The sequence below is a fragment of the Nocardioides sp. Z13_37 genome, from assembly GCF_058355585.1.
Genome location: NZ_JBZGDV010000008.1, coordinates 48,146 through 73,845 on the forward strand (window position 1 = coordinate 48,146; position 25,700 = coordinate 73,845).

Here is a 25,700-nt window from a genome sequence, read left to right on the forward strand (position 1 = left end):
GCGGTGGCGTCGCGTCAGCCCACGGGAGGACCCCGGGTCCGCGCTCGTCCGTCCCGAGTAGGGTGCGAGCCATGACCCAGTGGGAATACCAGGTGGCGCCGATTCCGCTCCACAACGAGGCCCTGATGCTCAACAACTTCGGCCAGGACGGCTGGGAGCTGGTGGCCATCCACACCAACGCCCAGGGCGGCCTGGTGGCGTTCCTCAAGCGCGCCAAGCCGGGGGCCTGACGTGGGAGCCGAGGCACGCCTGGCCGAGCTGGGGATCACCGTCCCCGAGGTCGTCCCGCCGGTCGCGGCCTACCAGCCGACGTCCCGCAGCGGTGACCTCGTCTTCACCTCCGGCCAGCTCCCCGCCCGCGACGGCGAGATGATCGCCGTCGGCAAGCTCGGTGCCGACGTCAGCGAGGAGGTCGGCTACGAGTGCGCGCGCCAGTGCGCCCTCAACGCCCTCGCCGCGGTCAAGGCCGAGGTCGGCTCGCTCGACGCGGTCAAGCGCGTGGTCAAGGTCGTCGTCTTCGTCGCCTCGACGCCCGACTTCACCGGCCAGCCGAAGGTCGCCAACGGTGCCTCCGAGCTGCTCGGCGAGGTCTTCGGCGACGCGGGCAAGCACGCCCGCTCCGCCGTCGGCGTCTCGGTGCTCCCGCTCGACGTGCCCGTCGAGGTCGAGATCGTCGTCGAAGTCTGAGCATGGAGCGACTCCCGCTCCCCGAGGCCCTCGTCGCCCAGGCCAGGTCGTACGCCGCGGGTGACGCGACGCCGGCCGAGCCGCGCGACGCGGCCACCGTGGTGCTGCTGCGCCCGTCCGCGTCCGGCCGGGGGCCGGACGTCTACCTGCTGCGCCGCCAGACCTCGATGGCCTTCGCCGGCGGCATGTGCGTCTTCCCCGGCGGCGGCGTCGACCCTCGCGACTTCGACGACGAGCTGGTCGACCGCGGCCTCTGGGCGGGGCCGTCGCCGGCCGAGTGGGCCTCCCGGCTCGACTGCGACGAGCCGAAGGCCATCGCGCTCGTGTGCGCCGCGGTGCGCGAGACGTTCGAGGAGTCGGGCGTCCTGCTCGCCGGCGCCGGTGCCGACTCGGTGGTGGCCGACACGACCGGCGACGACTGGGAGGCCGACCGCGTCGCCCTGGAGTCGCGCGAGGTCTCGATGACGTCGTTCCTCGAGGAGCGCTCGCTGGTGCTGCGCACCGACCTGCTCGGCGCCTGGTCGGGGTGGCTGACCCCGGTCTTCGAGCCCCGCCGCTACCGCACCTGGTTCTTCGTCGCACGGCTGCCCGAGGGTCAGGTGACCCGCGACGTGTCGAGCGAGTCGTCGTCGGTGATGTGGCTCCCCGCCCTCGACGCCGTCGACCAGGTGGAGCGCGAGGACATCGCGATGCTTCCCCCGACCTGGCTGACCTGCCTCGAGGTGGGCCAGCAGGCCGACCCCGACGCCGTGCTGGCGCAGTCGCGCGAGCGCCGGGTCGAGATGTTCACCCCCGAGGTGGTCGCCGACGGCGACGACTTCATCCTCTCGACGCCGCCGGCCTACGTCGCGCTGATGGCCGCGCGATGACCGACGGGGTCTGGACCGGCGGGAGCTTCGGCGACACCGGCACCTGCGTGCTGGCGCCCAACGCCGACGTGATGACCCTCGACGGCACCAACACGTGGGTGCTGCGCGACCCCGGCTCGTCGCGCTCGGTCGTCGTCGACCCCGGGCCCTCGATCGCCGCGCACCTCGACGCCATCGACGCGGCGGCCGGCGACGTCGCGGTGGTGCTGCTGACCCACCACCACGCCGACCACAGCGAGGCGGCTCGTGAGTACGCCGAGCGGCACGGGTGCGGCGTACGCGCGCTCGACCCGGCGCACCGGCTGGGCTCGGAGGGGCTCGGCGAGGGCGACGTGGTGTCCGTCGGCGGGCTGGAGGTGCACGTCGTGGCGACGCCCGGGCACACGTCCGACTCGCTGTCGTTCGTCGTGCCGCAGGACCGCGCCGTGCTCACCGGCGACACCGTGCTGGGGCGCGGCACGACCGTGGTGGCGCACCCCGACGGCCGGCTCGGGGCCTACCTGTCGTCGCTCGAGCGGCTGCACGCCCTGTGCGGCGAGCAGGGCATCACGACCGTGTGGCCCGGGCACGGCCCGGTCATCGACGACGCCCTCGGCGCTCTCGACCACTACCTCGCCCACCGCCGCCAGCGGCTCGACCAGGTGCGCGACGCGCTGCGCGACCTCCACGCGGTGGAGCGCGAGGGCGCGTCCTTCCCGCACGAGACGCTGCCGCGCGCGATCGTCGAGATCGTCTACGCCGACGTCGACCCCGTGCTGTGGGGCGCGGCCGAGCTGTCGGTGCGGGCCCAGCTGGCCTACCTCGACGACGCGTGAGCCCTTGCGCCCGGTGGGCGTGAGGAGTGAGGTGGGCACATGGACAACCCGCGCCAGCCCGTCGCCGTCCTCTCGCACGCCCTCGACCAGGCGGGCGATGCCCTCGCCGCCGTCCACCACGACGACCTCGACCGGCCGACGCCGTGCGAGGGGTGGACCGTGCGGGAGCTCGCCGACCACCTGGCCGCCGCGCCGGAGCACTTCCTGCAGCTGGGGCGTGGGGAGGAGGTCGACTGGAGTGCCGGCACCGGTGTCGACGCCTCCCAGCTGGCCGCCCACTTCCGCACGCACGCCGACGACCTGCTCCACCACTGGCACACCCAGCCCGACGAGCAGGTCGGCCAGGCCGACTGGCAGAGCGCCGAGCTCGCCGTGCACACCTGGGACCTCGTCCGGGCGCTCGGGCGGCCACTGCTGACGCCGCTCGACGACGAGGTGGCCGAGCGCGGACTGGCGTTCGTGCAGCAGGCGCTGACCGCCGACAACCGCGGCGACGCCTTCGGGTCGCCGGTCGACGCGCCCGACGACGCGTCGCCCTACGACCGGTTGGCCGCCTTCGCCGGCCGCGACCCGCGGTAGCCCGGCTGCGGGGTCAGGCGACGGCGAGGCTCAGCGGGCGCGGCGGCCCAAGCGCTCGATGTCCATGATCACGACGGAGCGGGGCTCCAGGCGCAGCCAGCCGCGCGAGGCGAAGTCGGCGAGCGCCTTGTTGACCGTCTCGCGGGAGGCGCCGACCAGCTGGGCGAGCTCCTCCTGGGTGAGGTCGTGGTGCACGTGGACGCCGTCGTCGGCGGTGCGCCCGAAGCGGTCGGCCAGGTCGAGCAGCGCCTTGGCCACGCGGCCCGGCACGTCGGAGAAGACCAGGTCGGCGACGACATCGTTGGACTTGCGCAGGCGGGACGCGAGCTGCGACAGCAGGCCCCGCGCCACCTGCGGGCGGCCGTCGAGCCAGCGCAGCAGGTCGTCGTGGGAGAGCGAGCCGAACGAGGCGTCGGTGACGGCGGTGACCGTCGCCGACCGCGGGCCCGGGTCGAAGAGGGAGAGCTCGCCGAACATCTGTCCGGGGCCCATGATCGCGAGCAGGTTCTCCCGGCCGTCGGAGGACGACCGGCCGAGCTTCACCTTGCCCTCGGTGACGATGTAGAGCTTGTCGCCGGAGTCGCCCTCGTGGAAGAGGACATCACCGCGACGGAGCCGGGTCTCGGCCATCGATCCGCCCAGTGCAGTCGCTGCCTCGTCGTCGAGCGAGCTGAACAGCGGTGCCTGCCGAAGCACGTCGTTGTCCACGTCATTCCTCCCGGTCGGATGTGTCCCGACGGGTCACGCTCGGGATCACCTCCGATCCTAGCCGTGGTCCGGCTCACAGGCGCCACACCGGTCGGTGCGGCGGACTCTTCGCCGGCTTCGGCGGTGTCGGGGCCGGACCGTAGGCTGAGCGCGTGCCCGCCCCCGCCCGCAAGGCCGTCCCGGTCGTCATCCCCAAGCCCGACACCGCGTTGGTGCGCCGGGCCCGCAAGGTCGACCGGATCCTGGCGCAGACCTATCCCGACGCCCGCGCCGAGCTCGACTTCACCACTCCCTTCGAGTGCCTCGTCGTCACCGTGGTCTCCGCGCAGACCACCGACCGCCGGGTCAACGCCGCCAGTCCGGCCCTCTTCGCGGCCTATCCCACGCCCCAGGCGATGGCGGCCGCGCCGCGCGAGCACCTCGAGCAGCTGCTCGGCCCGCTGGGCTTCTTCCGGCAGAAGACCGACGCGCTGCTCAAGCTGAGCCAGGCGCTGGTCGAGCGCTACGACGGCCAGGTGCCCGACCGCCTCGACGACCTCGTCACCCTGCCCGGCGTGGGGCGCAAGACCGCCAACGTCGTGCTCGGCAACGCCTTCGGCAAGTCCGGCATCACCGTCGACACCCACTTCGGCCGGCTGGCGCGGCGCCTGGGCTGGACCGAGGAGACCGACCCGGTCAAGGTCGAGCACGCCGTCGGCGCGCTCTTCCCCAAGCGCGACTGGACGATGCTGTCGCACCACCTCATCTGGCACGGGCGCCGTCGCTGCCACGCCAAGAAGCCCGCCTGCGGCGCCTGCCCGGTGGCCGGCCTGTGCCCGTCCTACGGCATCGGCCCGACCGACCCCGTCGAGGCGGAGAAGCTGGTCACGACCCAGGGACCCGCATGAGGCCCGCATGAAGAAGGTCGTCCTGGGGCTGCTGGTCGCAGCCGTGCTCTCGGCGTGCTCGGCCGACGGCGGACCCGTCGACGTACGCCCGCCCGACGTCGAGGTCGACACCCCCGCGCTGCGCGAGACCAAGGCGCGCATCGGCATGGAGGCGTGCGAGCCGGGCACCGGCGCCCCCGTCGAGGGCGGGCTGCCCGAGCTGACCCTGCCGTGCCTGGGCGGCGGGCCCGACGTCGACCTCTCGACCCTGCGCGGTCCGGTCGTGATCAACGTGTGGCAGGCCAACTGTGGTCCGTGCCGCGAGGAGATGCCCGCGCTGGAGGCGTTCCACCAGCAGCACGGCGACCGGGTGCCGGTGCTCGGCGTCGACTTCAACGACGTGCACCCCGCCGCGGCCCTCACGCTGGCCGAGGAGACCGGGGCGACCTACCCCTCGGTCGCCGACCCGGGTGGCGAGCTGATGACCGAGGACACCTTCGCCGTGGCCCGGCGCGGCCTGCCGGCGTTCGTCTTCGTCGACGAGGACGGCGTCGTCGTGGGCCAGGACTCCGGCGGCGTCGACTCGGTCGACGACGTGCGCGAGCTGGTCGCCGAGCACCTCGAGATCGACCTGTGAGCGCGACCCCGCCCAGCGGCACGAGCGGCTCGCTCCCGGGCTGGCTGGCGCCGGTCGTCGAGGCGGCGTCGACGATCACCGTCCACGAGCTCACCCGGTTCATGCCGCCGGAGGACAGCGACCCGCGGCGCGGCGCCGTCCTGATGGTCTTCGCCGACCGCGACGCCGACCCCTCGTCGCCCGACGACCTCGCGCACCGCGGCGAGCTGCTGCTCACCGAGCGCAACCACCACATGCGCTCCCACCCCGGGCAGGTGTCGTTCCCGGGCGGGTCGCTCGACGCCGGCGAGACGCCGGTGGAGGGGGCGCTGCGCGAGGCCTACGAGGAGATCGGCCTGCAGCCGGCGGAGGTCGAGGTCTTCGGCGAGCTGCCCGAGCTCTGGCTGCCCCCGAGCAACTTCGCCGTCACGCCGGTCCTCGGCTACTGGCGCGACCGCGGCGAGGTGCGGATCGCGAGCCCCGACGAGGTCCACGAGATCCACCACGTCGCGATCGCCGACCTGCTCGACGCCGACAACCGCATCACGGTGCGCCACCCCAGCGGCTGGCTCGGCCCGGGGTTCCTCATCGGGCCCGAGCGCGACGTCATCCTGTGGGGCTTCACCGCCGGCATCGTCGCGCGCCTCTTCAGCCATCTCGGGTGGGCCGACGACTGGGACCGGGCGCGGGTGCGTGACCTGCCCGACCACATGCTGCAGGGTGTCCCCCGGGGCACCGACCTGGCCCCCAACACCCCGCAGAACACCCGGCTCGAGGAGTAGCGCCAATGAATGTCCTCGACTGGTGCCTGCTCGCACTCGTGGGGATCTACGCCCTCTCGGGCTACTGGCAGGGCTTCATCACCGGCGCGAGCGCCACCGCCGGGCTGCTGCTCGGCGGCCTCGTCGGCATCTGGGTGGCGCCGCTGGCGCTGGGCGACGCCGCCCCGTCGCTGTGGGTCTCGCTGGGCGCGCTGTTCATCGTGATCATCTGCGCGTCGCTGGGCCAGGCCCTCTTCCAGTACGTCGGGGCGCGGGCGCGCGACCGCATCACGTGGCAACCCATCCGCGCGGTCGACGCCATCGGCGGGTCGGCGCTGAGCGCCGTCGCGGTGCTGCTGGTCGCCTGGGCCCTCGGCGTCGCCGTCTCCGGCACCCGCATCGGGGCGATCACGCCGTTGGTGCGCGACTCGACGGTGCTCGCCAAGGTCGACGCCGTGCTGCCGACCGACTCCGGCCGGGTCCTCCAGGCGTTCAACAACGTGGTCGGCACGACGTTCTTCCCGCGCTACCTCGAGCCGTTCGCGCCCGAGCGGATCGTCGCGGTCCGAGCGGGCGACCCGCGGATGCTCGCCGACCCCGACGTGCTGGCCGCCGAGCCGAGCGTGGTCAAGGTCCGCGGCACCAACGGCTGCGGCAGCGGCGTCGAGGGCACCGCCTTCTTCTACGCCCCCACCCGGCTGATGACCAACGCCCACGTCGTCGCCGGCGTGACCCGCCCGGAGGTCGAGGTCGCCGGCTCGACGCTCACCGCCTCGGTCGTGCTCTACGACGCCGACCTCGACGTCGCCGTGCTCGCGCTCCCCGACACCGGCTCGTCGCCGCTCGCCTTCGACACCCAGGCCGAGCCCCGCGACCCGGTCGCGGTCCTCGGCTACCCGCAGGACGGTCCGTACGCCGTGGAGTCGGGCCGCATCCGCGCCGAGCAGCGGCTCCGCTCGCCCGACATCTACGGCGAGGGCACCGTGATCCGGCAGGTCTTCTCGCTGCGGGCGCTCATCCAGCCGGGCAACTCCGGCGGGCCGATCGTGACGTCGGCGGGCGACGTCGCGGGCATGGTGTTCGCGGCATCGGTCAGCGACCCCGACACGGGCTACGCCCTGACGGCCGACCAGCTCGCCGACTCAGCGGCGGCCGGTCTGACCCGGGAGGCACCGGTCGACACCGGCACCTGCGTGCGCTAGATCAGGGCTGTCCCTTGAGCGCCTGGGGGATCTGGCGGCCCTGCTCGATCGCCCGCTCAGGCGCCTTGACCTGCTTGACCTGCTTGAGCCCGATCATCGCGAGGACCGCGGCGACGAGGACGTAGAAGCCGAAGACGATCAGGAACGCCCAGTGCAGGTCGAGGCCCGCGCCGTTCCAGTGGATGAAGTAGGCGATCGCCACCGACAGCATGATGATCGCGAGCACGGCGAGGAAGGCCGCGCCGGCGAAGAGACCGATGCCGACGCCGCCGTGCTTGACGCTCACCTTGAGCTCGCTCTTGGCGAGCTGGATCTCCTTGGAGATCAGCGTCGAGACGTCCCGCTGCGCGTCCATGACGAGCTTTCCGAGCGTCGGATCGGTGTCCTTGACCGGTTCGTTTGCCATGGGGAGCTGTCCTTCGGTGTACGCCGGGGCTGGGTGCTGCGACCCTACCAACGGGCCGCGCGCGGCAGCGCCCCGACTACAGTGGGCCACAGGTGAGCCGGGAAGTCTGGTCGGCCCGTGGTGGATATCCGCGGTCACAGTGCCCCGCCGACCCCTGAAGGATGCGCCGACGCATGGCCTCACACCGCAGACACGCCGAGCCCGGAACCCACGACAGGTTGTGGAAGTCCGGTCCGGTCTACATCGCCAGCGACAAGCCGCTGGCCCGCCTCGTCGCCCGCCCGGTGCGCGAGTTCCTCCGCGTCGAGGCGGCCGGCTCGATCCTGCTGCTGCTCTCCGCGGCCGCGGCGCTGATCTGGGCCAACAGCGCGTGGGCGTCGTCGTACGACGCGCTCTGGCACACCCGGCTCGCCATCGACGTCGGGCCGCTGCACCTCGACGAGACGCTGCAGCACTGGGTCAACGACGCCCTGATGGTGATCTTCTTCTTCGTCGTCGGCCTCGAGATCAAGTACGAGCTGGTCAACGGCGACCTGCGCGACCCGCGCACCGCGGCCCTGCCGATCCTCGCGGCCGTCGGCGGGATGGCCGTGCCGGCGGGCATCTACTTCGCGCTCAACCCGCCCGGCGCCGCCGGCAACGCCGGCTGGGGCATCCCGATGGCCACCGACATCGCATTCGCGGTGGGCGTGCTCGGCGTGCTCGGGCGACGGATCCCGTCGGCGGCGCGGCTGTTCCTGCTGACGCTCGCGATCGTCGACGACATCGGCGCCATCCTGGTGATCGCGGTGTTCTACACCAGCGACCTGTCGCTGACCTGGCTGGCGATCGCGGTCGCCCTCCTGGCGGTCATGGCCGCGCTGCGGGCGGTGCGGGTCTGGACGGTCGTGGTCTACGCGGTCCTCGGCGTGGTCGTGTGGTTCGCCCTGCTCCAGTCGGGCGTGCACGCCACCCTGGCCGGCGTCGCGATCGGCCTGCTGGCGCCGGCGAAGCCGCTGCTGGAGGAGGAGGTCGCCCGCGAGTACGCCGCCGAGGCGCTGCGCGACCGCCGGCTCGACCCCGACGAGCTCACCCGTCTCCGCTTCCTGCTCAAGGAGTCGGTCTCGGTCGTCGAGCGGCTGGTCAGCACGCTGCACCCGGTGTCGGCGTACGTCGTCCTGCCGGTCTTCGCGCTCGCCAACGCCGGCGTCGAGCTGGGCGCGATCGGCGAGGTCTTCACCGAGCCGGTCGGGCTCGGCATCGTCCTGGGCCTGGTGCTCGGCAAGCCGGTCGGCATCCTGCTGACGTCGTTCCTCGCCGTGCGCCTCGGCATCGCCAAGCTGCCGGAGAACACCCCGTGGTCGATGGTCCTCGGCCTGGGCGCCGTCGCCGGCATCGGGTTCACGGTCTCGATCTTCATCGCCGGGCTGTCCTTCCCCGGCGCCGAGCTGCTGACCGCCGAGGCGAAGATCGCGATCCTGCTCGCCTCCCTCATCGCGGCCGTCGTCGGCGTCGTGCTCCTGCTCCTCGCCACCCGCGGCGTACGTCCGGACCAGGCCGCCGACCAGACGGCGAGCGAGGACGCCACCCGCTGACCGTCCCCCCGCCGGCCGGCCCGCAGCCGCGAGCCTCCCGTGGCCAGCCGCAAGCCGGCTGCGAGCGGACCGCGAGCGGACCGCGAGCGGACCTATCTAGGGACGTCGTGGTAGGTCGGAAGGCCGGATTACCTACCAGAACGTCCCTAGATACCGGTGGGTGGAGAGACCGGCGGGGGAGGGGTGGGGGTCAGTCCTCGGCCGGGGCGGCGCTCTCCTTCGACTTGATCAGGTCCATGACGGTCGAGTCGGCGAGGGTGGTCACGTCGCCGACCTCGCGGTGCTCGGCGACGTCCTTGAGCAGGCGGCGCATGATCTTGCCGGAGCGGGTCTTGGGCAGCTCGGGCACCACCATGATCTGGCGCGGCTTGGCGATCGCGCCGATCTCCTTGGCGACGTGCTTGCGCAGCTCCTCGACGATGTCCTCGCCGCCGTCGCCCGCGGAGTCGCGGAGGATGACGAACGCGCAGACGGCCTGGCCGGTGGTCTCGTCGGCCGCGCCCACGACGGCCGCCTCGGCCACCTTGGGGTGCGAGACGAGCGCCGACTCGATCTCGGTGGTGGACAGGCGGTGGCCCGACACGTTCATCACGTCGTCGACGCGGCCCAGCAGCCAGATGTCGCCGTCGTCGTCGAGCTTGGCGCCGTCGCCGGCGAAGTAGAGCCCGGGCCATCGCGACCAGTAGGTGTCCTTGAACCGCTGGTCGTCGCCCCACAGCGTGCGGAGCATGGCCGGCCACGGCTCCTTGAGCACGAGGTAGCCGCCGTTGCCGTGGCCGACGGACTTGGCGTCGTCGTCGACGACGTCGGCCGCGACGCCGGGCAGCGCCTTCATCGCCGAGCCGGGCTTGCCGGCGGTGACGCCGGGCAGCGGGCTGATCATGATCTGGCCGGTCTCGGTCTGCCACCACGTGTCGACCACGGGGCAGCGGTCGCCGCCGATGACCTCGCGGTACCAGATGTAGGCCTCGGGGTTGATCGGCTCGCCGACCGACCCGAGCAGGCGCAGCGACGACATGTCGTAGCCGTCGGGGATCTCGCGGCCCTGCTTCATGAAGGTGCGGATCGCGGTGGGCGCGGTGTAGAAGATCGTCACCTTGTAGTCCTGCACGATCTGCCACCAGCGGCCCTTCTCGGGCGTGCCCTCGTACATCACCTGGGTCGCGCCGTTGGCGAGCGGGCCGTAGACCATGTAGGAGTGGCCGGTGATCCAGCCGACGTCGGCGGTGCACCAGTAGACGTCGTCGTCCTTGAGGTCGAAGACCTCCCAGTGCGTGAACGACGTCCCGGTGAGGTAGCCGCCGGTGGTGTGCAGGATGCCCTTGGGCTTTCCGGTGGAGCCGGAGGTGTACATGACGAACAGCGGGTGCTCGGAGTCGAGCATCTCGGCCTCGTGCTCGGCCGACGAGTTGCCGACGGCCTCGTGCCACCACACGTCGCGAGACTCGTCCCAGTCGACGTCCTGGCCGGTGCGGCGTACGACGAGCACGTTGCGCACCAGGTCGCCCGTCTTCTCCACGGCCTCGTCGACGGCCGGCTTGAGCGCGCTGGCGGCGCCGCGGCGGTAGCCGCCGTCGGAGGTGATGACGACGTGGGCCTCGCAGTCGGTGATCCGCGAGGCGAGGGCGTCGGCGGAGAACCCGCCGAAGACCACGGTGTGGGGGGCGCCGAGGCGCGCGCAGGCGAGCATCGCGACGACGACCTCGGGGATCATCGGCATGTAGATCGCGACCCGGTCGCCCTTCTGCACCCCGAGCTCGGTGAGCGCGTTGGCGGCCTTGGAGACCTCGTCCTTGAGCTGGGCGTAGGTGAGGTCGCGGGTGTCGTCCTCCGGCTCGCCGACCCAGTGGATCGCGACCTTGTCGCCGTTGCCGGCCTCCACGTGCCGGTCGACGCAGTTGACCGAGGCGTTGATCGTGCCGCCGACGAACCACTTGGCGAACGGCGGGTCGGTCCAGTCGAGGACCTGGTCCCACTTCCGGCCCCAGTCGAGCCGCTCGGCGGCCTCGGCCCAGAACGCCTCGCGGTCGGCGTCGGCGCGGGCGTAGGCCTCCTCCTTGACGTTGGCGTCGGCGGCCAGGTCGGCCGGGGGCTCGAAGCGCCGGTCCTCGTGCATCAGGTTGGACAGGGTCTGCTCGGACAAGGCTCTCTCCTCGTGCAGGACGCGTGCTGGGTCGGGGCTGGAAGAAGGGCGGGGTGGTCCCCTCGCCGCCGAACCTACTCGGATCGGCGAGGGGACCACCGGTGATGAGCCGGCCGGGGCCGGATCAGTGCTGGGCGGCCTGCTCGGCGCCGGCGCCGGTGAGGGCGCGGACCTCGAGCTCGGTGAAGCGCTCCTCGGCCTCGGGATCACGCGAGGTGACCGTGCCGATGTAGCCGAGCAGGAAGCCGATCGGGATCGAGATGATGCCGGGGTTGTTGAGCGGGAAGATCGCCCAGTCGGCGTCGGGGAACAGCGACGTCGGCAGGCCGGACATCACCGGCGAGAAGAACACCAGGCCGACGGCCGCGATGAGGCCGCCGTAGATGCTCCACGTGGCACCGCGGGTGTTGAAGCGCCGCCAGAACATGTTGTAGATGATCGCCGGCAGGTTGGCCGAGGCGGCGACCGCGAACGCCAGCGCCACGAGGAACGCGATGTTGAGCCGCTGCGCCGGGATCGACAGGGCGATGGCCACCGCGCCGATGACGAACGCCGCGATGCGGGCGACCTTCACCTCGTCCTTCTCGGTGACCGGCTGGTCCTTCTTGATGACGCCCTTGTAGAGGTCGTGCGCCACGGAGGAGGAGCTGGCCAGGGTGAGCCCCGCGACCACCGCGAGGATCGTCGCGAACGCCACCGCGGCGATCAGCGCGAGCAGCACCGCGCCGCCCGTGGAGCCGTCCCCGCCGCCCACGGCCTCGGCGAGCAGCGGCGAGGCGAGGTTCTGGTTGCCGCCCTCGAGCGGGTCGACCTGGTCGCGGTCGAGCAGTGCCGCGGCGCCGAAGCCGAGCACCAGCGTCATCAGGTAGAACGCCCCGATCAGGCCGATCGCCCAGAGCACCGACTTGCGGGCGTCCTGCGCGGTGGGCACGGTGTAGAAGCGGATCAGGATGTGCGGCAGGCCGGCGGTGCCCAGCACGAGAGCCAGGCCGAGCGACAGGAAGTCGATCTGCGAGGTCAAGGTGGCGCCGTACTGCAGGCCGGGCTGGAGGAACGCCTCGCCCTTGCCGGAGTTGTCGGCGGCCGCGCCGAGCAGCTCGGAGAGGTTGAAGTCGAACTTCGCGAGCACCAGCACCACGATCAGCGCCGAGCCGACCATCAGGAGCACGGCCTTGACGATCTGGACGTAGGTCGTGCCCTTCATGCCGCCGACGACGACGTAGAAGATCATCAGCGCGCCGACGCCGATGATGGTGATGTTCTTGATCGCCTGGCTGTCCACGCCGAGCAGCAGCGCGACGAGCGAGCCGGCGCCGACCATCTGGGCGAGCAGGTAGAAGATCGAGACGATGACGGTCGAGATCGACGCCGCCGTGCGCACGGGCCGCTGGCGCATCCGGAACGCGAGCTGGTCGGCCATCGTGTAGCGCCCGGCGTTGCGCAGCATCTCCGCGACCAGCAGCAGCGCGACGAGCCACGCCACGAGGAAGCCGATCGAGTAGAGGAAGCCGTCGTAGCCGTAGACCGCGATGGCACCGGAGATGCCGAGGAACGACGCGGCCGACATGTAGTCGCCGCCGATGGCCAGACCGTTCTGGAGGCCCGAGAACGAGCGCCCGCCGGAGTAGAAGTCGGCGGCCGTCTTGGTCTGCCGGCTCGCCCAGAACGTGATGCCGATCGTCAGCGCGACGACCGACAGGAACAGGATCGTGGTGAGGACCTGGGTGTCCATCAGGCGTCTCCTCCCTTGCGGTAGTCCGCGTCGAGCTGGCGGGCCAGCGGGTCGAGCTTGGACTGCGAGTAGCGCGCGTAGTACCACGCGAGACCGAACGTGGTCACGAACTGCAGCAGCCCGAAGATGAGGGCGACGTTGATGTGGCCCACGACCTTGGTCGACATGAAGTCGCCGGCCCAGTTGGAGAGGACGACGTAGAGCAGGTACCACACGAGGAACGCGGCCGTGGCCGGGAAGACGAAGCTGCGGTAGCGGTGGCGCAGCTCGGCGAACTCGGGGGTCGCGTGGAGCCTGTCGTAGATGGGATCGTGGCGCTCAGCCCGGTCTTGCTGTGTCACGGAGGGGTCCTTCCGCCGGGGTCACCGAGATGTGACCGCCGTCACGGTGACACCGCTCACGCCGGACGGGGGAGTCTCGCGCCCGCGCCGGTCGGTCGGTGGGCGCCGCTCGTCGCCCAGCGGTCGCTGTCGCACGACGAGCGGTCGCCCCAGGGTCGGTCAGCCCCCGGACCGCCGGGTCGGGTGCGGCTTGCGGAGGGTGTCGGGCAGCAGCTGCGCGCCGGGGCCGCTCGCGCCGTGCACGTCGCCCGGGTTGGAGAACGAGCAGCTGCGCAGGCTCAGGCAGCCGCAGCCGATGCAGCCGTCGAGCCCGTCGCGCAGGCGCTGGAGCGCGGCGATCTGGTCGTCGAGCCGGCCGCGCCAGTGCTGGGAGATCCGGTGCCAGTCGCCCTTGGTGGGCGTGCGGTTGCCAGGCAGCCGGGCCAGCTCGTCGCGGATCTCGTCGATCGTCAGGCCGACGTTGGAGGCGGCGCGGATGAACGCCAGCCGGCGCAGCACGTTGCGCTCGAACCGTCGCTGCCCCCCGGCCGAGCGCTGCGACTCGATCAGCCCCTCGGCGTCGTAGTAGCGCACCGCCGACGCCGCGAAGCCGCTGCGCCTGGTGACCTCGCCCATCGGAAGAAGATCCCGGCCGTCCATCCTGACCCCTTGAACTCAAGTTAACTTCAACTTGAACGATAGCCGCATGACAACGACAACGACACCGGTGGCACTCGTCACCGGAGGATCCACAGGGCTGGGACTCGCCCTCGCGCAGGCCCTCGTCCGAGAGGGCTGGGACGTCATCACCGACGGCCGCAGCGCGCAGAAGTTCACCGAGGCGGGGCTCCCGCCGGAGGTCACGGTCGTGGTCGGCGACGTGACCGATGCCGACCACCGAGGCCGACTCGTGGCCGAGGTCGAGGAGCGCGGGCGGCTCGACCTGCTCGTCCACAACGCCAGCACGCTCGGCCCGCTGCCCATGCGAGCCCTGGCCGAGGTCGGCGTCGACGACCTGCGGCAGGTCTGGCGGGTCAACGTGGGCGGGCCGCTGGTCCTGACCTCGTCGCTCCTGCCGTGGCTGCGGACCGCGGACGGCGTGCTCCTCTCGATCAGCTCCGACGCCGCGGTCCAGCACTACGAGACCTGGGGGCTCTACGGCGCCAGCAAGGCCGCGCTCGACCACGTCACCTTGACCTACGGCGCCGAGACGGGCCTGCGGGCGTACGCCGTCGACCCGGGCGACATGCGCACGGCCATGCACCAGGACGCCTTCCCGGGCGAGGACATCTCCGACCGCCCCCTCCCCGACACCGTCGTGCCGTGTCTGCTCGCCCTGCTGGCGAAACGGCCCGAGTCGGGGCGCTACCGAGCGGCGGACGTCGCGTGACTGCGCTGGACGAGACCCCGCGCACGAGGTTCGCCGCGTCCACCTTCGCGCCCCGCCCGGCCGAGGAGCGCGGCCTCGCGCGAGACGAGGTGCGGCTCCTGGTCGGCACGCCGGACGGGCTCTCGCACGGGAGGTTCCGCGACCTGCCGGACCACCTCCACGCGGGCGACGTGCTCGTGGTCAACACCTCGGCGACGGTCCCCGGCGAGGTGGACGCGACGCTCGACGGCGACGCGGTGGTGCTGCACGTGGCGCACCGCCTCGACGACGGCGACCGCGTGGTCGAGCTGCGCACCGCGCCCGACGCCTCGCGCGCCCTCCTGGACGCGACGCCCGGACAAGTCGTCGCGATCGGCGACGTCCGGCTCGTGCTGGTCGAGCCGTGGCCCGCGAGCGCACCGTCGTCGCCGACGGGGCGTGGCAACCGGCTCTGGCGTACGTCCGTCCGGGGCGACCTGGACGACCTGCTCGCGCGCACGGGGCGGCCGATCGCCTACGGCTACCTCGACCGGCCCTACCCGCTGGACGCCTACCAGACCGTCTTCGGCACGCGGCCCGGGAGCGCCGAGATGGCGTCCGCCGGGCGGCCGTTCACGCCTGAGCTGGTGACGCGGCTCGTCGTGGCCGGGGTGCAGTTCGCCCCGGTCACGCTGCACACGGGGGTCTCCTCGCAGGAGGCCGGCGAGGCACCGGGGCCGGAGTGGTTCGAGGTGCCCCCGACCTCGGCGAGGGTGATCGGCGCTGCCCGGGACAACGGCGGGCGGGTGGTCGCGGTGGGGACGACCGCGACCCGGGCCGTGGAGTCGTCGGTCCGGGGCCGGCACGTGGTCGCCGGCCGCGGCTGGACCTCGCACGTCGTCACCCCGGCCCGGCCCCCGCGCGTCGTCGACGGCCTCGTCACCGGCTGGCACGACCCGATGGCCTCGCACCTGCTGCTCGTCGAGGCGGTGGCGGGCGGGCGCCTCGCCCAGGCGGCGTACGACGCCGCGGTGGCCGAGGGCTACCTCTGGCACGAGTTCGGCGACGCCGCGCTGCTGCTGCGGCGCTAGGGATCCGCTAGGGATCTGAGCCTCCCGCGGGGAGGCGCCGAGTCGCCGAAGTGGCGTTCGCGGCTCGGTGCGCTACGCTGAACGTGTTGAAGGGTCGGCACCACCGACCTGGCCGCGCAGGATGCTGCGGCTCGTATCTCGTTTTCCTGGTTTTCGGTTCGCTGGACATCAGTACGGAATGGATGTCTTCAGCAGCTCGGAGGCAACGTGCCCCCGATGCGAGAACAAAGGAACATCATCATGGCTCAGGGCACCGTCAAGTGGTTCAACGCTGACAAGGGCTTCGGCTTCATCGCGCAGGACGGCGGCGGCGAGGACGTGTTCGTCCACTTCTCCGCGATCCAGTCCAGCGGCTACAAGTCGCTCGACGAGAACCAGAAGGTCGAGTTCGACGTCACGCAGGGCCCCAAGGGCCCGCAGGCGGAGAACGTCAGCGTCATCTGACACACCTCGAGGAGCCCCGACCGCGCTGCGGTCGGGGCTCCTCGTGCGTTCGGGGCACGCTCACCCCGGGTCGGGGGTCCTGACCATCCAGATGCCCGGATCGGGAAGGGCGCCGAAGCCGAGGCCGGCGTAGACCCCGTGCGCGTCGTGCGTGGCCAGGAGCGTCCGCCCGACCCCCAGCGCGTCGAGGTGCTCGACGACTGCCGCCACCAGACCGGTGCCGAGGCCGCGCCCGCGGTGGTCGCGGTCGACGTACACGTCGCACAGCCAGGCGAAGTTGGCGTGGTCGGTGACGACGCGCGCGTAGGCCACCTGCCGCCCGTCGGCGGCGAAGGTGCCGAAGTTGAGCGAGTGCTCCGCGGCCGTCGCCACGGTCTCCCGGCTGCGGCCCGTGGCCCAGTAGGCGTCGGTGCTGAGCCAGTGGTGGACCCGGTAGAGGTCCATGGCGGCGGGGCCGGTGCGGATGTCGTAGGCGTCGCTCACGGCCACCATCCTGCCGTCGGGCGCCCGGACGACGTGCGAGCGACGTGCCGTCAGGGCCCGGCTGCCATGGTGGGGGCATGAGCTCCCAGGTCGTGACCTCTCCCGTCGTCGTGGTCACCGGTGCCAACGGCTTCGTCGGCAGCCACGTCGTCTCCGCGCTGAGCGAGCGCGGCGCGACGGTGCGTGCCGTCGTACGCCGCGTGGGCACCGCGCCGCAGCATCCGGGAGTCGAGGAGCACGTCGGCGACTTCACCGACCCGGCCTTCGCGGCGAGCGTGGTCGCGGGCGCCGACGCCCTCGTCACGACGGTGCACCCGCTCGGCAGCGGGCGCGACGACCAGCGCCGCGTCGGGCTCGACGGCACGGTGGCGATCGCGGAGGCCGCGGTCGACGCCGGGGTGCCGCTCCTGGTCCATGTCTCGACCGCCGGCGTCTACGACCGCAGCCCCGGGATGGGCGACGTGGACGAGTCCTCGCCGCGTGTGCCGGACGACGCGTCGGCCTACGGCGTGGTCAAGCGCGACGTCGATGCCGCGCTGGAGCGGCTGGGCGGCATCACCCGGGTGCTGCTGCGCCCGCCTGCCATCCTCGGCGCCGGCGACACCTCGATCTGGAACTCGGTGCGCCCCGCCGAGATCCGCGACGACGAGGCCGAGCGGCACGCCAACCCCGACCAGGCGTTCGCCTGGGTGCACGTCACCGACCTCGCGGACCTCGCCGCCGACCTCGCCACGGGCGCGATCGCGACGGCGGACGACCCCGACGCCGGACCCCTCGCGGGTGGGTGCACACCTGTCAACGTCGCCGGCCCGCCGGCCGCCTACCGCGACTACCTCGGTGCGGTGACCGAGGCGCTCGGCCTGGAGCCGGTCTGGGAGGACGGACCGGCGTGGACGGGTCGGATCGTCTCCGACCGCGCCCAGCGCTGGGGCTGGACGCCTCGGGTCGGCCTCGCCGACGCGCTCGAGGAGCTGCGCGAGGGCCTGCGCGGCTGAGTCGATCCCGTGCCGGGGCCCACGCCGCCGGCGCGGGTCCGCGTCAGGCCGCCGGTCGTGCCTCGACGAGCGAGATGGTGGAGATGGTGGGCACGACCTGCGTCATCCGGAAGCCCGCCCGCTCGAGCAGCGCGGCGTACTCCTGCTCGGTGCGCTCGCGCCCGCCGACGAAGAGCAGCATGTCGAGGTCGAGCGACTTGGCGAAGTCGGGCGCGCCGCCGGGCGGGACGACGCTCTCCATCAGCAGCAGGGTGGCGTCGGCGGGCGCGTGGTCGCGCACGGTGGACAGGAGGGCGAGCGCCCGGTCGTCGTCGAGGTCGTGCACGACGCGGCGCAGCACGTAGAGGTCGCCGTCGTCGGGCACCCGGTCGAAGAACGACCCGCCCGCCAGCCGGCACCGGTCCAGCACCCCGGCCTCGCGCAGCCGCCGCTCGGCGACCGGCAGCAGCGCGTCCTGCTCCAGCAGCACCCCCTCGGCCTGCGGAGCGGCGCCCAGCACCAGCGCGAGCAGCTGGCCCTGGCCGCCGCCGACGTCGACGATCCGCCGGAAGGGCGTGAAGTCGTAGGCCGCGGCGACGGTGGGCCAGTCGAGCGCGGTGAGCCGAGACATCGCCTCGTGGAAGATGTCGGCGTAGTCGCGGTCGCGGTCGAGCAGCTCCCACATCGACACCCCGTGCACCGCCTCCGCCTGCGCGGTGCCGGTCGTGACCGCCTCGGGCAGCCGGCCCCACACCGACTGGTAGCGCGGGTCGCCGATCATCAGCACCACGGCCCGCATCGAGCCGTCCACGTCCGAGCGCATCGTCTGGCCGAGCGGCGTCAGCGCGAAGGTGTCGCCGTCCTGCCGCAGCAGCCCCAGTCCGGCCGCGGCCCGCATCAGCCGGTGGGTCGCGTCGGGGTGGGTGCCAAGACCGGCGGCCACGTCGGCGCCCGTCCTCGGGCCGGCGGCGAGCTCGTCGGCCACGCCGAGCCGCGCGAGCGCGTACGCCGTGTTGGCGCTGATGAGGCCCGAGACCAGCTCGAGCACGCCGACCTGCGGCGGCACCATGCGCCGGGTCAGGCCCTGCATCGCCGTGCGGGCGGAGGTGGCCGCCCGGGCGACCCGGACGGGCGGAAGTCTGTTGCTCATGAGGTGTCCCTTATGATCGTCAGTGATGCTGACCAATATGGTCAGCATCACTGACCAATGTCAAGGGGAATGATGGATCTCGCCACGCTGATGTACGTGTCCTACCGCGCGATGGACGAGCGGGTGCTGCGCGCCATGCGCGAGGCGGGCTACGACGTCACCGCGGCGCAGTCGCGGCTGGCCCAGCGGATCGCCGACGAGGGATCGCGGCTGACCGAGCTCGCCGAGCGAGCCCAGGTCACCAAGCAGACCGCCAGCCTCCTCGTGGCGGCCCTCGAGCGGGAGGGCATCGTCGAGCGGGTGCCCGACCCCGACGACGGCCGGGCCCGCCTGATCCGGCTGTCCGCGCGGGGCCGCGAGGCCGCGCAGCACGCGGGGCAGGTCGTGGAGGCCGTGGAGAGGGAGTGGGACGAGCACCTCGGCCCGGAGCTCACGGCCCGGCTGCGGGAGGCGTTGGTGCGCCTGCGCGAGGTGACCGACCCCTACGTGTGAGGCGGCGTTCCTCGCACCGTGCGAGGCTCGGGGCATGCCCGCCCGTGCCCTCTCGTCCGACACGCTCGGCGCCTGGCTGGTGAAGGCCACCGGTGCCGCGCCGTCGACCCGCGCGCACGTGCGCGCCGGGTTCGCCGGGGTGGAGACGTGGTGCGCGCGTCCGACCTACCGCACCGACCTCGTCGAGGCAGGACAGCCGGTCCTGCTGTGGGTCAGCGGCAGCGAGGCCGACCAGCCGGCGGGCCTCTACGCCCACGGCCGGACCACCGGGCCCGCCCGCGACGGCGTGATGCCGATGGTCCTGGCCCCGCTCGGCGACCCGCTGCTGCGCTCCGAGCTCGTCGGGCACCCCGACCTCGCCGCGATGGAGGTGCTGCGGATGCCGGCCGGCAGCAACCCGTCGTACGTCACGCCCGAGCAGCTCGCGGTGCTGGCCGGGATGCGCCCGGAGCTCGTCGAGCTCCCTGGACTGACCGGATGACCGGATGACCGCCCACCTGCGCGCGCTCGCCGTGCGTACCGCGGACGTGGAGGTCGCCGCGACGTTCTGGGGCGGCCTGCTCGGCTGGCGCCGGGCCGGGTCCGGGCTCCTGCCCGGTCCCGACGCTCCGTTCGGCATCACCTTCGTCGACTCCGACGAGCCGGTCCGGCTGCCCGCCCAGGTCCACCTCCACCTGACGAGCAACTCCTCGACGCAGCAGGAGACCGTCGCCCGGGCTCTCGCGCTGGGTGCCGCCCACCTCGACGTCGGGCAGCGGCCTGACGAGGACCACGTCGTGCTCGCCGACCCGGAGGGCAACGCCTTCTGCGTGATCGAGCAGGGCAACCGCTGGCTGGCCGGCACGCCGCTCCTCGGCGAGCTCGCCTGCGACGGCACCCGCGACGTCGGGGTGTTCTGGTCCGCGGTGCTCGGGTGGCCGCTCGTGCACGACGAGGACGGCGAGACCGCGATCCAGCCACCGGGAGGCGGGCCGAAGATCGCGTGGGGCGGGCCGCCGCTGGACGAGCGTCGGGGACGCAACCGGATGTGGTTCGACCTGGTCACCGACGACCTCGAGGCCGAGGTCGACCGGCTGGTGGGCCTCGGCGCGAGGGTCGTCTCACGCGGCGACGACGTCGAGCTGGCGGATCCCGGCGGTAACGAGTTCCACCTCCGGCAGGAGTGACCACCCTGCAGGCAGTTGGGCGGCTCGACGCGAGCGGCTGAGCGTGACGGGTGCCCCCTCTCGCGCGAACTGCCTTCGTGGTGGACCGGGCCCCGGCTGCCGCTGGCCGGGTCAGCGCTGGAGCTCGACCGCCTCGGGCGTGTGGAGTCGCACCATGAAGCGGCCGGCGTGGGCCGGGACGGTGGCGCGGGTCAGTCGGGAGACCAGGACCATCGTGAGGAACGACGCCGGCACCGACCACGCGGCCGGCTGCCCCAGCAGCGCCGCGGTCCAGCCGGTCGACGACGACGTCGCGAGCGTCCACGCCACCGCCGCACCCGAGCCCAGGCCGCCCACCAGCAGCCCGGCGACCGCGCCGGCCGGCGTCAGCCCGCGCCACCAGATACCGAGCATCAGCAGGGGAGCGAAGGTCGAGGCGGTGACCGCGAACGCGAGGCCGACCGTGCGCGCCACCGCGACGTCCTGGGCGGGCAGGGAGAGCAGCAGCGGGACGACGACCGCGATCACCGCCGCGACGCGGAAGGCCGCCACGCCGCCCAGCCGGCGTGAGCCCCACCGGCGTCCCGTCACGTCCTGCGACAGCACCCCGGCCACCGCGATGGTCAGCCCCGAGCTGGTCGAGAGGAACGCGGCGAACGCGCCGGCGGTGACGAGGCCGGTGAGCACGGCTCCCAGCGCGCCGCCCACCATCAGCGACGGCAGCTCCAGCACGAGCACGTCGGAGCGCCCCGAGACCAGTCCCGGCGCGTAGATGCGCCCGAGCGCGGCGTAGACCGGCGGGAGGACGTAGAAGATGCCGAGCAGCGCGAGCACCGCGAGCGTCGTACGACGCGCGGCCCGGCCGTCGGGGTTGGTGTAGAACCGCACGACCACGTGCGGCAGGCCCATGGTGCCGAGGAACGTTGCGACGATGAGGGAGTAGGTCGTGTAGAGCCCGATGCCGCCGCCCGGCGAGGCCAGCGGGATCGACCACGAGTGCGGGGCGGCTGCCGTGGGGTCGGCCGCGCCGTCGGCCACCCACACCGCCATCAGCACGAAGACCGGCACCAGCAGCGCGGTGAGCTTGAGCCAGTACTGGAAGGCCTGCACGAAGGTGATCGACCGCATCCCGCCCGGGCTCACCGACGCGAGCACCACCAGGGCGACCACCAGGGAGCCCGCCCACGGCGGCGCACCGATCGTCGCGCGCAGGGTGACCCCGGCGCCCTGGAACTGCGGCAGCAGGTAGAGCCAGCCGATCGCGACGACCAGCACCGAGCAGAGCGTGCGCACGTCGCGGGAGCCCAGCCGCGCCTCGGCGAAGTCGGGCAGCGTGTAGGCGCCCGAGCGGCGCAGGGGAGCGGCCACGAGCACCAGCAGCACCAGGTAGCCCGCGGTCCAGCCGACGGGGTACCAGAGCATCTCCGCGCCGAAGGTGAGCAGCAGCCCGGCGACGCCGAGGAACGACGCCGCGGAGAGGTACTCCCCGCCGATCGCGCTCGCGTTGAGCCGCGGCCGGACGGTGCGCGAGGCGACGAAGAAGTCGCTCGTCGTGCGCGAGATCCGCAGCCCCCAGGTGCCGATCGCGAGCGTCGCGATCGAGACGAGGACGACGGCGACGATGCCGGGCACCACGTCGGTGCTCACGGCGGGTCCGCCGGTCCGGGGGCGCCGGCCGACCCGACGAGGTCGGCGAAGTCGCGCTCGTGGCCCTCGGCGCGGCGCAGGTAGAGCCAGCCGAGCAGCACCAGCCACGGATAGGTCAGCACCCCGAGCAGCAGCCACGCGAGCGGCACCTGCCCCACTCGCGCGTCGCCGAGCGAGGGGACGAGGTGGAAGAGCAGCGGCAGCATGCCCACGGTGACGGCCAGCGCGGCGAGCACCCGCAGCGCGAGCATGAGCTGCTCGCGCAGCAGCGAGCGCATGAACACCTCGCCCAGAGCGGTCTCCGCGTCGATCTCGCGCGTGCCGGCGGGACGTACGACGTCCGCTCGACGCCGCGGCGGTCCGGTCACCCGGACGCGCTCGACGGGCGGCTCGCTCATGTCTCGCGCCGGGTGAGGACCGAGCGCAGCTCGCGGGTGTGGCGCCGGCTCACCGGCAGCTCGACGCCGCCGATGACGACGCTGACCCGCCCGCTCTCGCTGCGCACCTCCTCGACGTGGGGGAGCGCGACCAGCACGGAGCGGTGGATGCGCACGAAGCCGGCCGCGGCCCACTGCTCGGCGAGCGACGACAGCGGCGTGCGCACGAGGTGGGAGCCGTCGGCGGTGTGCAGCCGCGCGTAGTCGCCCTGCGCCTCGACGTGGGTGATCTCGGATCGGCTGATGAACCGGGTGACGCCGCCACGCTCCACGGGGATCTGCACGTCGCCCGACGGCGCCGGGGCGGCGGCCTCCACCACCCGGCGCACGGCCTCGGCGAGGCGCTCCTCGCGCACCGGCTTGAGGACGTAGTCGACCGCGCGCAGCTCGAAGGCCGCCACCGCGTGCTCCTCGTGGGCGGTCACGAACACCACCCGCGGCGGCGACCGGAAGCGCGAGAGCACCTGCGCGAGGTCGAGGCCGGTGAGGCCGGGCATCTGGATGTCGAGGAACACCGCGTCGACCTCCTCGGCCTGCAGCACCCGCAGCGCCTCGGTCGCGGAGTCGCTGCTGCGCACCTCGCCGATGCGCGGGTCGCGGCCGAGCAGGAAGGCCAGCTCGTCGAGGGCAGGACGCTCGTCGTCGATGACGAGCACTTTCAGCTGTGTCATACCTGCACTCCGGGGGCGAACTTCGGCACCCGGACGATCACCTTCGTGCCCGCCCCGGGTGCGGTCTCGACGACCAGACCGTAGTCGTCCCCGTAGGCGTTGCGCAGCCGCGCGTCCACGTTTCCGAGGCCGATGGAGTCCATCGACGCGTCGCCTGCCAGCGCCTGGCGGACGCGTTCGGGGTCCTCGCCGGTGCCGTCGTCCTCGACCTCGAGGACGCACTCCTGGCCGTGGTCGCGCGCGACGATCGAGAGCCGGCCGACGCCGTCGGCCTTGTCGGCGCTGGCCTCGAGACCGTGGCGCACGGCGTTCTCCACGAGCGGCTGGATGCACAGGAAGGGCACCGCGACGGGGAGCACCTCGGGCGCGACCTGCAGGGTCACCTGCAGCCGCTCACCGAAGCGGGCCTGCTCCAGCAGCAGGTAGCGCTCGACCGAGCGCAGCTCCTCGGCGAGCGTCGTGTACTCGCCGTGGCGGCGGAACGAGTAGCGGGTGAAGTCGGCGAACTCGAGCAGCAGCTCGCGCGCCCGGTCGGGGTCGGTGCGCACGAAGCTGGCGATGGCCCCGAGCGAGTTGTAGATGAAGTGCGGGCTGATCTGCGCGCGCAGCGCCCGCACCTCGGCCTCCATCAGCCTGGTGCGGGAGAGGTCGAGCTCGGCGAGCTCGAGCTGGCCGCTGACCCACGACGCCACCTCGTCGGCCGCCCGCACCAGGCCGCCGGTGGTGTGCGGGGCGCCGACCACGAGCGCTCCCACGAGGGTGTCGTCCACGACGAGCGGGCTGACGATGGCCTGCCGGACCTGGCAGCCGCCGTCGTCGCAGACCAGGGTGCGCGCGTCGACGATCATCGTGCGACCGGTCTCGGCGACCTGCCCGATCGTGGCGGGCAGCTGGGGGCGGTGGTGACTGCCCAGGCCGTCCCACGCGAGCAGCCCGCTGGTGTCACCGAGACCGGCGGCCGGCGTGCCGAGCAGGGCGCGCAGGTGGTGCACGGAGCGCTCCGCGCTCGCGGTGGTCAGGCCCGCGCGCAGCGCCGGGCTGGCGAGGGAGGCGTTGTGGAGGGCGCGGAAGGCGGCGCGGTCCGCCTCGCCGCCCAGCGACGTACGCCGCCATCTCCAGGCCATGGCGAGACACTAACCGTCCCGGGTCGAGTGCGTGGCCACGCGCGTACGACGACGGGCTCGGCACGCGACCCGTGCTGGGGGCTCAGCGCTCGCAGCGCCTCTCGCGCTCGGCGACGCAGCGGTCGCGCCCCTTGCCGCCGTCGGCCCGGTCGCGGCCCGGGCCGCCGAGCAGCACGTCGTCGTCGGCCTGGCCGAAGAGCCGGTCGTGGCCGCGCCCGCCGACGAGGCGGTCCTTGCCGAAGCCGCCCTTGAGCACGTCCTTGCCCGAGCCGCCCTTTAGCGTGTCGTCGCCCCGGGTGCCGGAGAGCTCGTCGTCGCCGGAGCCGCCGTTGGCGGTGAGGGTCTCCGCGCACCTGATGTCGGACTCGAAGAGGGAGTCGTACTGCCGCCGGACCGAGTCGTCACCGCCGCCGAGGCGCACCACGCCCGTGCAGGCGGTGAGGCCGATGTCGTTCGGGCCGTCGGTGCCGCGCACGGTGACGCTCGGGGCGAAGAGGTCGACGTCCTCGAAGTCGGAGGCCGTCACGACGTAGGGCGCAGCCGCCGCGACGCTCAGGGTGCCGGCCGGCATGTCGAGGTCGATGCCGGCCTCCACGGAGGCGAGGTAGATGCTGTCGCGACCCGGGCCGCCGAGGAGACGGCTCGAGGCGGACGGCGGGGTCGGGCTGGACCAGTGGTCGTCCCCGTGGCCCAGGGTCACGTCGACGGTGGCCTCGCGGGCCGAGGACCAGGAGACCGACTCGTCGGCGTCGGTGCCCACGAAGGTCAACCGCTGCGACCCCGCGGACTGGCGGATCTGGAACCCCTCCACGTCCGCCCACGTGGTGCGGACCTCGCCGGCCGAGGTGAAGTGCCCGGCCGCGTTGTCGATGACCACGTCGCCGGGGCCGGTCTGGATGCCGATCGAGTCGGAGCCGCCTCCGCCGTCCACGGTGTCGACGCCACCGGCGGCATCGGGATAGTCGAGCGAGACGATGTCTCGGGCGCCGCCGCCCCGGAAGACGTCCGCGCCCGAGGCCATGAAGGCGTGCACCTCCTGCCGCGGCGAGCCGGTGCCGTCGACCACATCGTTGCCATCACCGGCGAACACGGTGACCGGGTCGTACTTCCCGGTGTAGGGCCCGGTGATGCAGATGAGGTCGTCGCCGCCCTCGGCGTGGACCAGCCGGGCGCCGTTGGTGAGGATCACGTCGGGTCCCTCCGTGCCGGTGACGGCACGCCCGGAGCCGACGACGGTCGCGGTCCGGCCCTGGCAGGTGTCGGCGGCGCCGCTGGCGGCGCTCGGTCCGAGCAGGACCAGGCCCGGCGCGGTGAGGCTGATCAGTGCCGTGGCGGTCAGTGAGGTCGTACGTCGCATGGGGTCCCCCGAGATCTGGTGTCAGCCGGTCGCCGGTGGGACGCACCGTATCCGCAGGA

General features: G+C 73.0%; 30 protein-coding genes. 17 read left to right on the forward strand and 13 right to left on the reverse strand.

Going from position 1 to position 25,700, the window contains the following annotated elements; genetic code table 11:
- Nucleotides 1-71 precede the first annotated feature (71 nt).
- The 5 genes from sp36 to AC4H2S_RS17570 are packed head-to-tail and all read left to right on the forward strand — an operon-like array spanning nt 72 to nt 2,950.
- The gene (sp36, locus tag AC4H2S_RS17550; RefSeq protein WP_186339941.1) at nt 72-230 is read left to right on the forward strand and encodes a Sp36 family protein; all 159 of its coding nucleotides are present in this window, start codon (nt 72-74) and stop codon (nt 228-230) included.
- A 1-nt stretch (nt 231) separates the two neighbouring features.
- The gene (locus AC4H2S_RS17555) at nt 232-687 is read left to right on the forward strand and encodes a RidA family protein (RefSeq protein WP_491498269.1); all 456 of its coding nucleotides are present in this window, start codon (nt 232-234) and stop codon (nt 685-687) included.
- Nucleotides 688-689: 2 nt separating this feature from the next.
- Nucleotides 690-1,556, forward strand: a complete 867-nt coding sequence (locus AC4H2S_RS17560) for an NUDIX hydrolase (protein ID WP_491498270.1) — start codon at nt 690-692, stop codon at nt 1,554-1,556.
- Complete coding sequence (locus AC4H2S_RS17565; RefSeq protein WP_491498271.1) at nt 1,553-2,371, forward strand: MBL fold metallo-hydrolase; 819 nt, start codon at nt 1,553-1,555, stop codon at nt 2,369-2,371. Before AC4H2S_RS17560 ends, AC4H2S_RS17565 begins: the two co-directional genes overlap by 4 nt.
- 39 nt (nt 2,372-2,410) lie before the next feature.
- On the forward strand, nt 2,411-2,950 hold the full coding sequence (locus AC4H2S_RS17570) for a TIGR03086 family metal-binding protein (RefSeq protein ID WP_491498272.1): 540 nt from the start codon (nt 2,411-2,413) through the stop codon (nt 2,948-2,950).
- Between the two features lie 30 nt (nt 2,951-2,980).
- Here AC4H2S_RS17570 and AC4H2S_RS17575 read toward each other — a convergent pair whose 3' ends face one another.
- Nucleotides 2,981-3,658 (reverse strand): Crp/Fnr family transcriptional regulator, encoded by a 678-nt coding sequence (locus AC4H2S_RS17575; RefSeq protein ID WP_491498273.1) that lies wholly within the window; start codon nt 3,656-3,658, stop codon nt 2,981-2,983.
- 152 nt (nt 3,659-3,810) lie between these two features.
- Between AC4H2S_RS17575 and nth the strand changes: the two genes are divergently transcribed.
- Genes nth through AC4H2S_RS17595 form a run of 4 tightly spaced genes read left to right on the forward strand, consistent with a single transcriptional unit; the run spans nt 3,811 to nt 7,103 of the window.
- Complete coding sequence (gene nth / locus AC4H2S_RS17580; RefSeq protein WP_491498274.1) at nt 3,811-4,545, forward strand: endonuclease III; 735 nt, start codon at nt 3,811-3,813, stop codon at nt 4,543-4,545.
- A 7-nt stretch (nt 4,546-4,552) separates the two neighbouring features.
- A complete protein-coding gene (locus tag AC4H2S_RS17585) occupies nt 4,553-5,161 on the forward strand; it encodes a TlpA family protein disulfide reductase (protein WP_491498275.1) in 609 nt (202 codons plus the stop codon).
- On the forward strand, nt 5,158-5,922 hold the full coding sequence (locus tag AC4H2S_RS17590) for an NUDIX hydrolase (RefSeq protein ID WP_491498276.1): 765 nt from the start codon (nt 5,158-5,160) through the stop codon (nt 5,920-5,922). The genes AC4H2S_RS17585 and AC4H2S_RS17590 overlap by 4 nt, the downstream gene beginning before the upstream one ends.
- Nucleotides 5,923-5,927: 5 nt before the next feature.
- Complete coding sequence (locus AC4H2S_RS17595) at nt 5,928-7,103, forward strand: MarP family serine protease (RefSeq protein ID WP_491498277.1); 1,176 nt, start codon at nt 5,928-5,930, stop codon at nt 7,101-7,103.
- A gap of 1 nt (nt 7,104) precedes the next feature.
- Here the strand turns inward: AC4H2S_RS17595 and AC4H2S_RS17600 are convergent, their stop codons facing one another.
- Nucleotides 7,105-7,509, reverse strand: a complete 405-nt coding sequence (locus AC4H2S_RS17600) for a phage holin family protein (RefSeq protein WP_491498278.1) — start codon at nt 7,507-7,509, stop codon at nt 7,105-7,107.
- A 173-nt stretch (nt 7,510-7,682) separates the two neighbouring features.
- Between AC4H2S_RS17600 and nhaA the strand changes: the two genes are divergently transcribed.
- A complete protein-coding gene (gene nhaA, locus AC4H2S_RS17605) occupies nt 7,683-9,083 on the forward strand; it encodes a Na+/H+ antiporter NhaA (RefSeq protein ID WP_491498279.1) in 1,401 nt (466 codons plus the stop codon).
- A gap of 190 nt (nt 9,084-9,273) precedes the next feature.
- On the opposite strand, the gene acs is transcribed toward nhaA, so the two are convergent.
- From acs to soxR, 4 genes are all read right to left on the reverse strand, one after another.
- Nucleotides 9,274-11,199, reverse strand: a complete 1,926-nt coding sequence (gene acs, locus AC4H2S_RS17610) for an acetate--CoA ligase (RefSeq protein ID WP_491498440.1) — start codon at nt 11,197-11,199, stop codon at nt 9,274-9,276.
- 151 nt (nt 11,200-11,350) lie between these two features.
- On the reverse strand, nt 11,351-12,958 hold the full coding sequence (locus tag AC4H2S_RS17615) for a monocarboxylic acid transporter (protein ID WP_491498280.1): 1,608 nt from the start codon (nt 12,956-12,958) through the stop codon (nt 11,351-11,353).
- Nucleotides 12,958-13,299, reverse strand: a complete 342-nt coding sequence (locus tag AC4H2S_RS17620; RefSeq protein ID WP_186339953.1) for a DUF485 domain-containing protein — start codon at nt 13,297-13,299, stop codon at nt 12,958-12,960. Before AC4H2S_RS17620 ends, AC4H2S_RS17615 begins: the two co-directional genes overlap by 1 nt.
- 159 nt (nt 13,300-13,458) lie before the next feature.
- Nucleotides 13,459-13,914 (reverse strand): redox-sensitive transcriptional activator SoxR, encoded by a 456-nt coding sequence (gene soxR / locus AC4H2S_RS17625; protein ID WP_489975544.1) that lies wholly within the window; start codon nt 13,912-13,914, stop codon nt 13,459-13,461.
- Nucleotides 13,915-13,984: 70 nt separating this feature from the next.
- Here soxR and AC4H2S_RS17630 point away from each other — a divergent pair, with 70 nt between their 5' ends.
- The 3 genes from AC4H2S_RS17630 (at nt 13,985) to AC4H2S_RS17640 (ending at nt 16,161) form a co-directional block, all read left to right on the forward strand.
- A complete protein-coding gene (locus AC4H2S_RS17630; protein WP_491498281.1) occupies nt 13,985-14,668 on the forward strand; it encodes an SDR family oxidoreductase in 684 nt (227 codons plus the stop codon).
- A complete protein-coding gene (locus AC4H2S_RS17635) occupies nt 14,665-15,717 on the forward strand; it encodes an S-adenosylmethionine:tRNA ribosyltransferase-isomerase (protein ID WP_491498282.1) in 1,053 nt (350 codons plus the stop codon). The genes AC4H2S_RS17630 and AC4H2S_RS17635 overlap by 4 nt, the downstream gene beginning before the upstream one ends.
- Before the next feature lie 240 nt (nt 15,718-15,957).
- Nucleotides 15,958-16,161 carry a cold-shock protein gene (locus tag AC4H2S_RS17640; protein WP_186339957.1) on the forward strand — a complete coding sequence of 68 codons (204 nt, stop codon included), beginning with the start codon at nt 15,958-15,960 and terminating at the stop codon, nt 16,159-16,161.
- Nucleotides 16,162-16,221: 60 nt separating this feature from the next.
- Here the strand turns inward: AC4H2S_RS17640 and AC4H2S_RS17645 are convergent, their stop codons facing one another.
- The gene (locus tag AC4H2S_RS17645; RefSeq protein ID WP_491498283.1) at nt 16,222-16,653 is read right to left on the reverse strand and encodes a GNAT family N-acetyltransferase; all 432 of its coding nucleotides are present in this window, start codon (nt 16,651-16,653) and stop codon (nt 16,222-16,224) included.
- 68 nt (nt 16,654-16,721) lie between these two features.
- Between AC4H2S_RS17645 and AC4H2S_RS17650 the strand changes: the two genes are divergently transcribed.
- The gene (locus AC4H2S_RS17650; RefSeq protein WP_491498284.1) at nt 16,722-17,639 is read left to right on the forward strand and encodes an NAD-dependent epimerase/dehydratase family protein; all 918 of its coding nucleotides are present in this window, start codon (nt 16,722-16,724) and stop codon (nt 17,637-17,639) included.
- A 43-nt stretch (nt 17,640-17,682) separates the two neighbouring features.
- Here the strand turns inward: AC4H2S_RS17650 and AC4H2S_RS17655 are convergent, their stop codons facing one another.
- Entirely contained in the window at nt 17,683-18,768 is a 1,086-nt protein-coding gene (locus AC4H2S_RS17655; RefSeq protein ID WP_491498285.1) for a methyltransferase, read from the reverse strand.
- Nucleotides 18,769-18,840: 72 nt separating this feature from the next.
- Here AC4H2S_RS17655 and AC4H2S_RS17660 point away from each other — a divergent pair, with 72 nt between their 5' ends.
- From AC4H2S_RS17660 to AC4H2S_RS17670, 3 genes are read left to right on the forward strand one after another with little or no spacing between them, the layout of a single operon-like run.
- On the forward strand, nt 18,841-19,260 hold the full coding sequence (locus AC4H2S_RS17660) for a MarR family winged helix-turn-helix transcriptional regulator (RefSeq protein WP_491498286.1): 420 nt from the start codon (nt 18,841-18,843) through the stop codon (nt 19,258-19,260).
- Between the two features lie 34 nt (nt 19,261-19,294).
- The gene (locus AC4H2S_RS17665; protein WP_491498287.1) at nt 19,295-19,741 is read left to right on the forward strand and encodes a hypothetical protein; all 447 of its coding nucleotides are present in this window, start codon (nt 19,295-19,297) and stop codon (nt 19,739-19,741) included.
- 4 nt (nt 19,742-19,745) lie between these two features.
- Nucleotides 19,746-20,426: a VOC family protein gene (locus tag AC4H2S_RS17670; protein WP_491498288.1), complete on the forward strand. Its 681-nt coding sequence runs from the start codon at nt 19,746-19,748 to the stop codon at nt 20,424-20,426.
- A 111-nt stretch (nt 20,427-20,537) separates the two neighbouring features.
- Here the strand turns inward: AC4H2S_RS17670 and AC4H2S_RS17675 are convergent, their stop codons facing one another.
- The 5 genes from AC4H2S_RS17675 to AC4H2S_RS17695 all read right to left on the reverse strand — a co-directional run bounded on the left by AC4H2S_RS17675 (nt 20,538) and on the right by AC4H2S_RS17695 (nt 25,641).
- Nucleotides 20,538-22,052, reverse strand: coding sequence for a sodium/solute symporter (locus tag AC4H2S_RS17675; protein WP_491498289.1), 1,515 nt, complete (start codon nt 22,050-22,052; stop codon nt 20,538-20,540).
- The gene (locus AC4H2S_RS17680) at nt 22,049-22,450 is read right to left on the reverse strand and encodes a hypothetical protein (protein ID WP_491498290.1); all 402 of its coding nucleotides are present in this window, start codon (nt 22,448-22,450) and stop codon (nt 22,049-22,051) included. The genes AC4H2S_RS17675 and AC4H2S_RS17680 overlap by 4 nt, the downstream gene beginning before the upstream one ends.
- Nucleotides 22,447-23,160 carry a LytR/AlgR family response regulator transcription factor gene (locus tag AC4H2S_RS17685; protein WP_491498291.1) on the reverse strand — a complete coding sequence of 238 codons (714 nt, stop codon included), beginning with the start codon at nt 23,158-23,160 and terminating at the stop codon, nt 22,447-22,449. Before AC4H2S_RS17685 ends, AC4H2S_RS17680 begins: the two co-directional genes overlap by 4 nt.
- Nucleotides 23,157-24,284: a sensor histidine kinase gene (locus tag AC4H2S_RS17690; RefSeq protein ID WP_491498292.1), complete on the reverse strand. Its 1,128-nt coding sequence runs from the start codon at nt 24,282-24,284 to the stop codon at nt 23,157-23,159. The genes AC4H2S_RS17685 and AC4H2S_RS17690 overlap by 4 nt, the downstream gene beginning before the upstream one ends.
- A gap of 82 nt (nt 24,285-24,366) precedes the next feature.
- Nucleotides 24,367-25,641, reverse strand: a complete 1,275-nt coding sequence (locus tag AC4H2S_RS17695; RefSeq protein WP_491498293.1) for a calcium-binding protein — start codon at nt 25,639-25,641, stop codon at nt 24,367-24,369.
- Between the last annotated feature and the right edge of the window lie 59 nt (nt 25,642-25,700).

Bases quoted from the DNA above. Each gene is read 5' to 3' on its own strand.
- AC4H2S_RS17645 (WP_491498283.1), bottom strand. From the start codon at position 16,653: ATGGTGGCCGTGAGCGACGCCTACGACATCCGCACCGGCCCCGCCGCC.
- AC4H2S_RS17565 (WP_491498271.1), top strand. From the start codon at position 1,553: ATGACCGACGGGGTCTGGACCGGCGGGAGCTTCGGCGACACCGGCACC.
- AC4H2S_RS17665 (WP_491498287.1), top strand. From the start codon at position 19,295: ATGCCCGCCCGTGCCCTCTCGTCCGACACGCTCGGCGCCTGGCTGGTG.
- soxR (WP_489975544.1), bottom strand. From the start codon at position 13,914: ATGGGCGAGGTCACCAGGCGCAGCGGCTTCGCGGCGTCGGCGGTGCGC.
- nhaA (WP_491498279.1), top strand. From the start codon at position 7,683: ATGGCCTCACACCGCAGACACGCCGAGCCCGGAACCCACGACAGGTTG.
- sp36 (WP_186339941.1), top strand. From the start codon at position 72: ATGACCCAGTGGGAATACCAGGTGGCGCCGATTCCGCTCCACAACGAG.
- AC4H2S_RS17640 (WP_186339957.1), top strand. From the start codon at position 15,958: ATGGCTCAGGGCACCGTCAAGTGGTTCAACGCTGACAAGGGCTTCGGC.
- AC4H2S_RS17690 (WP_491498292.1), bottom strand. From the start codon at position 24,284: ATGGCCTGGAGATGGCGGCGTACGTCGCTGGGCGGCGAGGCGGACCGC.
- acs (WP_491498440.1), bottom strand. From the start codon at position 11,199: ATGCACGAGGACCGGCGCTTCGAGCCCCCGGCCGACCTGGCCGCCGAC.
- AC4H2S_RS17570 (WP_491498272.1), top strand. From the start codon at position 2,411: ATGGACAACCCGCGCCAGCCCGTCGCCGTCCTCTCGCACGCCCTCGAC.
- AC4H2S_RS17560 (WP_491498270.1), top strand. From the start codon at position 690: ATGGAGCGACTCCCGCTCCCCGAGGCCCTCGTCGCCCAGGCCAGGTCG.
- AC4H2S_RS17650 (WP_491498284.1), top strand. From the start codon at position 16,722: ATGAGCTCCCAGGTCGTGACCTCTCCCGTCGTCGTGGTCACCGGTGCC.
- AC4H2S_RS17655 (WP_491498285.1), bottom strand. From the start codon at position 18,768: ATGAGCAACAGACTTCCGCCCGTCCGGGTCGCCCGGGCGGCCACCTCC.
- AC4H2S_RS17670 (WP_491498288.1), top strand. From the start codon at position 19,746: ATGACCGCCCACCTGCGCGCGCTCGCCGTGCGTACCGCGGACGTGGAG.
- AC4H2S_RS17595 (WP_491498277.1), top strand. From the start codon at position 5,928: ATGAATGTCCTCGACTGGTGCCTGCTCGCACTCGTGGGGATCTACGCC.
- AC4H2S_RS17615 (WP_491498280.1), bottom strand. From the start codon at position 12,958: ATGGACACCCAGGTCCTCACCACGATCCTGTTCCTGTCGGTCGTCGCG.
- AC4H2S_RS17600 (WP_491498278.1), bottom strand. From the start codon at position 7,509: ATGGCAAACGAACCGGTCAAGGACACCGATCCGACGCTCGGAAAGCTC.
- AC4H2S_RS17630 (WP_491498281.1), top strand. From the start codon at position 13,985: ATGACAACGACAACGACACCGGTGGCACTCGTCACCGGAGGATCCACA.
- AC4H2S_RS17685 (WP_491498291.1), bottom strand. From the start codon at position 23,160: ATGACACAGCTGAAAGTGCTCGTCATCGACGACGAGCGTCCTGCCCTC.
- AC4H2S_RS17585 (WP_491498275.1), top strand. From the start codon at position 4,553: ATGAAGAAGGTCGTCCTGGGGCTGCTGGTCGCAGCCGTGCTCTCGGCG.
- AC4H2S_RS17695 (WP_491498293.1), bottom strand. From the start codon at position 25,641: ATGCGACGTACGACCTCACTGACCGCCACGGCACTGATCAGCCTCACC.
- AC4H2S_RS17660 (WP_491498286.1), top strand. From the start codon at position 18,841: ATGGATCTCGCCACGCTGATGTACGTGTCCTACCGCGCGATGGACGAG.
- AC4H2S_RS17680 (WP_491498290.1), bottom strand. From the start codon at position 22,450: ATGAGCGAGCCGCCCGTCGAGCGCGTCCGGGTGACCGGACCGCCGCGG.